Annotated in this window: 7 protein-coding genes; 5 read left to right on the plus strand and 2 right to left on the minus strand. The window is 73.0% G+C overall.

Annotated elements, in window-relative coordinates; translation table 11 throughout:
- Positions 1–121: 121 nt before the first annotated feature.
- Positions 122–862 (minus strand): hypothetical protein, encoded by a 741-nt coding sequence (locus CCN29_RS24865; protein ID WP_086684576.1) that lies wholly within the window; start codon positions 860–862, stop codon positions 122–124.
- Positions 863–922: 60 nt separating this feature from the next.
- On the opposite strand from CCN29_RS24865, the gene CCN29_RS24870 reads away from it, so the two are divergent.
- Positions 923–1,744: an adenosylcobinamide-GDP ribazoletransferase gene (locus CCN29_RS24870; RefSeq protein ID WP_086684579.1), complete on the plus strand. Its 822-nt coding sequence runs from the start codon at positions 923–925 to the stop codon at positions 1,742–1,744.
- A gap of 83 nt (positions 1,745–1,827) precedes the next feature.
- Positions 1,828–2,433, plus strand: coding sequence for an RDD family protein (locus tag CCN29_RS24875; RefSeq protein ID WP_086684583.1), 606 nt, complete (start codon positions 1,828–1,830; stop codon positions 2,431–2,433).
- Here the strand turns inward: CCN29_RS24875 and CCN29_RS24880 are convergent.
- On the minus strand, positions 2,393–3,217 hold the full coding sequence (locus tag CCN29_RS24880) for an endo alpha-1,4 polygalactosaminidase (protein WP_228731476.1): 825 nt from the start codon (positions 3,215–3,217) through the stop codon (positions 2,393–2,395). The genes CCN29_RS24875 and CCN29_RS24880 overlap by 41 nt on opposite strands.
- Positions 3,218–3,529: 312 nt before the next feature.
- Between CCN29_RS24880 and CCN29_RS24885 the strand changes: the two genes are divergently transcribed.
- The 3 genes from CCN29_RS24885 to CCN29_RS24895 form a co-directional block, all read left to right on the plus strand.
- The gene (locus CCN29_RS24885) at positions 3,530–5,068 is read left to right on the plus strand and encodes a leucyl aminopeptidase (protein ID WP_086684587.1); all 1,539 of its coding nucleotides are present in this window, start codon (positions 3,530–3,532) and stop codon (positions 5,066–5,068) included.
- 227 nt (positions 5,069–5,295) lie between these two features.
- A complete protein-coding gene (lpdA, locus tag CCN29_RS24890) occupies positions 5,296–6,684 on the plus strand; it encodes a dihydrolipoyl dehydrogenase (RefSeq protein ID WP_006135413.1) in 1,389 nt (462 codons plus the stop codon).
- 61 nt (positions 6,685–6,745) lie between these two features.
- The coding region (locus CCN29_RS24895) for a biotin/lipoyl-containing protein (RefSeq protein ID WP_442538481.1) at positions 6,746–7,325 on the plus strand (580 nt) is incomplete at its 3' end.

Genomic DNA, 7,325 nt, shown 5'->3' on the forward strand with positions numbered 1-7,325 from the left:
GGGCTTCGCCCCCGGACCCCCCCCTTCGCGCAGTTCTCCGCGCCCCTGGGGGGTGTTGTCCCTTCCCCGTGCCGGCAGGGGTGGGTGGGCTGGTCCGCCGTTTGCGCAGTTCCCCGCGCCCCTAAGAGGGGTCCGGTTTGCCGCCCAGCCAGTCCTGGATCGCCCGCGTGGGGCGCGACCAGCGGCGGTCGTGGTGGTAGGCGCGGAGGAGGGCCTTCGCGCGGGCGCGATGGCGCCGGCGGTAGAAGCGTCTGGCCCACGGGGAGCCCGGGCGGGCCAGCCGCAGGGAGGCGACGACCGCCACCAGCGGGACGACCACGCCGAAGACCGCGAGCCGCACCTTCCCCTTGCTCAGGGCGATCAGCGCGAAGCCGAAGTTCGCCGCGATGCCGGTCAGCGCGCCCGCGCGGTTCTGGAGTTCCTGCTGGGAGAGGTCGTTGACGCCGAACGGCGCGAACCCGGCCAGCAGGAGGCCGACCAGCGCCGCCGTGAGCACCACCATCTCCACGCTCTTGCGGCCGGCCTCCGACCAGTACACGTCGTCCAGGTGCAGGATCAGCGCGAACTCGTCGAGCACGAGCCCCGCGCCCATGCCGAACAGCACGGCGCTGATGTAGGGCCCGGAGCCGTGCCCCCCGCTCGCCACCGCGCCGAAGCCGCCGACGACGGTGAGGATGACGCCGGGCACCACGTGGTGGACGTGCACCGAGCCGGCCGTGACGTTGCCGAAGGGGCCCTTGCCGGCCCGGATCAGGCGTGTGATGACCCGCGTGATCACGAAGGTGAGGACGAAGGCGCCGAGGGCGAGGAGCAGCGGGAGCTTGCCCGGCTCGATGATGTTCCGCTCCAGCCACTGTCCCATATGCGTACTTTATTCATGGCCGCACCCGGCGCCCTGGTGACCGCCGGGTAATCTGCGCCGGTGCCCGAGCCCTCCCCCACGCCCTCCGCGTCCCGCGCGTCCTCCGCCTCCCTCGCCGACGGCCTCCGCTTCGCCTTCGGCACCCTCACCGTGCTCCCGGCCGGGCGGCTGACCCGCTGGGACCGTCCGGCCGCGCGGGCGGGCATGCTGTGCGCGCCCGTGGCCGGTCTGGTGGTGGGCGTGGTGGCCGCCGTGACCGGAGTGGTGCTGCTGCTTCTCGGGGCGGGGCCGCTGCTCGCCGCCGTCGCCTCCGTCGCCGTGCCGGCCGCGCTGACCCGGGGGCTGCACCTGGACGGGCTGGCCGACACCGCCGACGGGCTGGGCAGCGGCAGGCCCGCCGAGGACGCGCTGCGGATCATGAAGCAGTCGGACGTCGGACCGTTCGGGGTGCTCACCCTGGTGCTCGTCCTGTTCGCCCAGGTGGCCGCGCTGGCGCAGGCGTACGGCGGTTCCTGGGCGCGGGGCGCGCTGGCCGCCGTGGTGTCGGCGGTCGCGGCGCGGCTCGCCCTCACGCTGGCCGCGCGCACCGGTGTGCCGGCCGCCCGGCCGGAAGGGCTGGGCGCGGCGGTCGCGGGGGTGGTGCCGGTGCCGCGCGCGGCGGCGGTCGCGCTCCTCGCCGCCGGACTGCTCGCGGGCGCGGGCGCGGCCCTGGGGGCGTACGACGCGCTGCGCGCCGGGCTGGCGGTGGCGGTGGCCGCCGGGGCCGCCGACCTGCTGCTGCGGCGCTGCGTACGGCGGTTCGGCGGGGTGACCGGCGACGTGTTCGGCGGAGTCGCGGAGACGGCGGCGACAACAGCGCTCGTCGTCATGTCACTCGGCTGAAACTGACGCCTTGTCCCCCTGCGGACCCTCCCGCCCCGCCCCTACACTGCGGGGTCGAATCGGCAGACATACGGGGGACGTTGATGTCGGCATTTCGTCGTGCCACAGCATGGTTGATCGACTTCGCGCTGGTGGCGGCGCTGGCCTCGCTGCTCGCGGTGCTCACCTTCAACCGGATTTCCGCGCTGGTGACCGATGTGCCCGAGCTGGCCGCGCGCGGCGGCTTCGACCTGCTCACCTCGCGCGGGGACGTGCTGGACGCGTCGGCCGGCCTCGGCACGTCGCTGTGGGACAAGTCGGTGGGGTACGTGCAGCAGGCGTTCGGGCTGCTGGTCGTCGCCGCCTTCCTCTACCAGTGGGCGTGCCTCGCCCTCGCCGGGCGGACCGTCGGCAAGGCCCTGACCGGGCTGAAGGTCATGCCGCGCACGCCCCGCCGGGCGGCGCTGCGCGCGGCGGTGACCACGGCCACCGACGTCGCCGTGTACGCGGTGGCGTGCGTGCTGCTGGCCGAGGGCGAGATCGTGCTGTCGGTGCTGGTGTGGCTGGTCGCGGTGGCATTGTTCCTGTTGAACGCGCTGCCGGTGCTGGGCGGGCGGCGGCGCTCCCTCGCCGACCGGGTCGCCGGTACCTCGGTGGCGTCCGTGGAGTTCAGCAGGTTCGCCGCCACGCGTCGAGCGAGTACCGCTTGAGCAGGGAACTCAGTTTCAGGCGGCGGGAGTCGGCGCAGAAGCGGGCGGTGGGCAGTTCGTACTCGGCGTGGAAGACGGCCTTGCCCGCCGCGACGAACGGGGTGAGCCGGTCGCACTCGCCGTACTGGGCGCACTGCTCGTTGACCGCGAAGTCGAAGTCGCCGACCAGGGCCGGGATCTGGTCGAGGTCGTTCTTCAGGCCGACGGCCATGCCGCGCTCGTGCGCGAGGCGGGCGATCAGCCGGTTGTAGCGGAGCTGGTCGGCGGCGGTCAGCGGGAAGCCGGTGCGGTTGCGGTAGCCGTCCATGTTGTCCGGCTCCACGGCGTCGAAGCCCTTGTCGCGGCACATGTCGAGGCGTTCGGCCATCAGCGGCTCCAGGACGTCGGTGCGGCGGACGTCGAGCCAGCGCTCGCCCTCCCAGCCGTTGCCCCGGCCGATCACCGACCTCGGGAAGTCGTCCGCGTCCGGGCGGAAGTCCTCCCAGGCCCCGGTGGACAGGTAGCAGACGACCTTGCGGCCGTCGCGGTGCAGCGCGTCGACGGTCTCCTTCGAGTGGTGGAAGCCGTCGATGTCGTACACGGGGACGTCGACGGAGGTGTCCAGGCGGCCGGTGAGCTGCCACTGCCAGGCCAGACCGGGCCTCGGCCGCCACCACTCCCCCGGCGCCCCCGAGGACGCCTCGCCGTCCGCGCCCCCGGTATCGCCCCCGGAACTCCCGGAACCCGATCCACACCCCGTCAGCACCAGGGCCAGCAGGACGACCACCGTGCACACTCTTCTCACCGCACGCTCCCCCTTCACGGCCGCCGCACCCCGGCGGCACGGACGGCACCACCATGATCGCGCGAGGCGTCACCGGTCCGCGCCGGGGGCGTCCCCGGCCCGTCGCGGGGCACCCGCCGCGCCGGGACGGGCGCGCACCGCCCATGAGTGCGGGCGCACACGCGCGTAGGCTCGGGGCCGGGTGTTCGCCGCACCGGGGGAGGCCCCGACGGGATCGCACCCGGACGTCACGTTTAGGGTCGGCTGCCGGGCCCGGTCGACCCACACCCTTCGGCCACTGAAACTTCACATCGGAAGCGAGAATTCACCACCGTGACTGCTCTGACTCTCAGCACCGCCGCGGTCGCCGGCCTGCGCGCCGACGCGATCGTGATCGGTGTCGCCAAGGGCTCCGCGTCCAAGCCCCAGGGACCCGTCGTCGCTCCGGGCGCCGAAGCCGTGGACCAGGCGTACGACGGCAACCTGGCCGGTGTCCTGGAGACCCTCGGCGCGTCCGGTGCCGAGGGCGAGGTGACCAAGCTCCCCGCGCCGGCCGGCTTCAAGGCGCCGCTCGTGGTGGCGGTGGGCCTCGGCTCCCGGCCCGAGGGGGACTCCGGTTACGACGCCGAGGCGCTGCGCAAGGCGGCCGGCGTCGCCGCTCGCGCCCTCACCGGCACGAAGAAGGCCGCGTTCGCGCTGCCGCTGGCGGACGCCGCCGACGCCGGCGCGGTCGCCGAGGGCGTACTGCTCGGCGCGTACTCCTTCGACGCCTACAAGGACCAGGGCGACGCGAAGAGCGGCAAGGGCGGCAAGGCCCCGCTCGCCGAGGCCGCGCTGCTCGGCGGCAAGCCCCGCGACAAGGCGTACAAGGCGGCCGTCGAGCGCGCCGTCGCCGTGTCCGAGGAGCTCAACCGGGCCCGCGACCTGATCAACACCCCGCCGAACGACCTCAACCCCGAGGCGTTCGCGGCGGTCGCGCAGGCGGCGGCGAAGGAGCACGGCATCAAGGTGCAGGTGCTCGACGAGAAGGCCCTCGTCAAGGGCGGCTACGGCGGCATCCTCGGCGTCGGTGCCGGCTCCGCGTCCGGCCCGCGCCTGGTGAAGCTGTCGTACACCTCGTCCAAGGCGAAGAAGCACCTGGCGCTGGTCGGCAAGGGCATCACCTACGACTCGGGCGGCATCTCGCTCAAGCCGGCCGGCCACAACGAGACGATGAAGTGCGACATGAGCGGCGCCGCCGCCGTGTTCGCCGCGGTCGTCGCCGCCGCCCGGCTCGGCCTGGAGGTCAACGTCACCGGCTGGCTGGCGCTCGCCGAGAACATGCCCTCCGGCTCCGCGACCCGCCCGGGCGACGTGCTGCGCATGTACAGCGGCAAGACCGTCGAGGTGCTCAACACCGACGCCGAGGGCCGGCTGGTCCTGGCGGACGCGCTGTGGGCCGCGTCGCAGGAGAAGCCGGACGCGATCGTGGACGTGGCGACGCTGACCGGCGCGATGGTGCTGGCGCTGGGCAGCCGGACCTTCGGCATCATGGCCAACGACGACGACTTCCGCGCCGCGGTGCAGGAGGCCGCCGAGGAGGCGGGCGAGCCGGCCTGGCCGATGCCGCTCCCGGAGCACCTGCGCAAGGGCATGGAGTCGTCGACGGCCGACATCGCCAACATGGGCGAGCGGATGGGCGGCGGCCTGGTCGCCGGCCTGTTCCTGCGCGAGTTCGTCGGCGAGGGCATCACCTGGGCCCACCTCGACATCGCGGGCCCGGCCTTCAACGAGGGCGGCCCCTTCGGCTACACCCCCAAGGGCGGGACCGGTTCCGCCGTGCGCACCCTGGTGCGGCTGGCGGAGCGGGCCGCCGCGGGCGAGCTGAGCTGACACATCGCCGGGTGACGGGCCTCGTACGCGGGTGCGACGGGGCCCCGTCACCGGGGAGTGGGACGTCTCACACCACGGCCCGGCGTCTCGTACGGCCCCGACAAGTGCGAGGATAGGGCTCGGCAGGACAGGGCCCCACACAAGGGCCGAGAACATAGAGCGGCCGGACACCAGCCGCCGACCGGTCACTGGAGACCGGCGTGGCGCACATGCATGGAGGACGTGACGTGGCGAACGACGCCAGCACCGTTTTCGACCTAGTGATCCTCGGCGGTGGCAGCGGTGGGTACGCCGCGGCCCTGCGCGGGGCGCAGCTGGGCCTGGACGTCGCCCTGATCGAGAAGGGCAAGGTCGGCGGTACCTGCCTGCACAACGGATGCATCCCCACCAAGGCCCTGCTGCACGCGGGTGAGATCGCCGACCAGGCACGCGAGAGCGAGCAGTTCGGTGTGAAGGCCACCTTCGAGGGCATCGACATCGCGGCCGTCCACAAGTACAAGGACGACGTGATCGCGGGCCTCTACAAGGGTCTTCAGGGGCTGATCGCCTCCCGCAAGATCACCTACATCGAGGGCGAGGGCCGGCTGTCCTCCCCCACCTCCGTCGACGTGAACGGCCAGCGCCTCCAGGGCCGCCACGTCCTGCTGGCGACCGGCTCCGTGCCGAAGTCGCTGCCGGGCCTGCAGATCGACGGCGACCGGATCATCTCCTCCGACCACGCCCTGACCCTGGACCGCGTGCCCAAGTCCGCGATCGTCCTGGGCGGCGGCGTCATCGGGGTCGAGTTCGCGTCCGCGTGGAAGTCGTTCGGCACCGACGTCACCGTCATCGAGGGCATGAAGCACCTCGTCCCGGTCGAGGACGAGAACAGCTCGAAGCTGCTCGAGCGCGCGTTCCGCAAGCGCGGCATCAAGTTCAACCTGGGCACGTTCTTCGAGAAGGCCGAGTACACCCAGGACGGCGTCAAGGTCACCCTGGCGGACGGCAAGGAGTTCGAGGCCGAGATCCTGCTCGTCGCCGTCGGCCGCGGCCCGGTCTCGCAGGGCCTGGGCTACGAGGAGGCCGGGGTCGCCATGGACCGCGGCTACGTCCTGGTCGACGAGTACATGCGGACGAACGTCCCGACGATCTCCGCCGTCGGCGACCTCGTCCCGACGCTCCAGCTCGCGCACGTCGGCTTCGCCGAGGGCATCCTGGTGGCGGAGCGGCTGGCCGGTCTGAAGACCGTCCCGATCGACTACGACGGCGTCCCGCGCGTGACGTACTGCCACCCCGAGGTCGCCTCCGTCGGCATCACCGAGGCCAAGGCCAAGGAGATCTACGGCGCGGACAAGGTCGTCGCCCTGAAGTACAACCTCGCGGGCAACGGCAGGAGCAAGATCCTGAAGACCGCGGGCGAGATCAAGCTCGTCCAGGTCAAGGACGGTGCGGTGGTCGGCGTCCACATGGTCGGCGACCGTATGGGCGAGCAGGTCGGCGAGGCCCAGCTGATCTACAACTGGGAGGCGCTGCCGGCCGAGGTGGCCCAGCTCGTGCACGCCCACCCGACGCAGAACGAGGCGCTCGGCGAGGCCCACCTGGCCCTGGCCGGCAAGCCCCTCCACTCCCACGACTGAGCCGTCGGTCACCGGGCGCGACGACACAGACTTCCGCACTTTTAAAGGAGCAACCGAAACCATGGCGGTTTCCGTAACCCTTCCGGCGCTCGGCGAGAGCGTCACCGAGGGCACTGTCACCCGCTGGCTGAAGGCCGAGGGTGAGCGCGTCGAGGCCGACGAGCCGCTGCTCGAGGTGTCGACCGACAAGGTCGACACCGAGATCCCGGCCCCCGCCTCCGGCGTGCTGTCCTCCATCAAGGTCGCCGAGGACGAGACGGTCGAGGTCGGCGCCGAGCTGGCCCTGATCGACGACGGCAGCGGCGCCCCCGCGGCCACCGAGGCGCCCGCCGCCGAGCAGGCGGCCCCGCCGGCCCCCGCGCCGGAGCCGCAGGCCCAGCCGTCCACCGAGCAGGCCGCCCCTGCCCCGGCGCCCACCGCCGAGGCCGCGGCCGGCGGCGGTTCCGCGGAGGGCACCGACGTGGTGCTGCCGGCGCTGGGCGAGTCCGTCACCGAGGGCACCGTCACCCGCTGGCTGAAGTCGGTGGGCGACACCGTCGAGGCCGACGAGCCGCTGCTCGAGGTGTCCACCGACAAGGTCGACACCGAGATCCCCGCCCCCGCGTCCGGCACCCTGCTGGAGATCGTGGTCGGCGAGGACG

Source organism: Streptomyces pseudogriseolus, assembly GCA_002154585.1.
Taxonomy (GTDB): Bacteria; Actinomycetota; Actinomycetes; order Streptomycetales; family Streptomycetaceae; genus Streptomyces; species Streptomyces pseudogriseolus.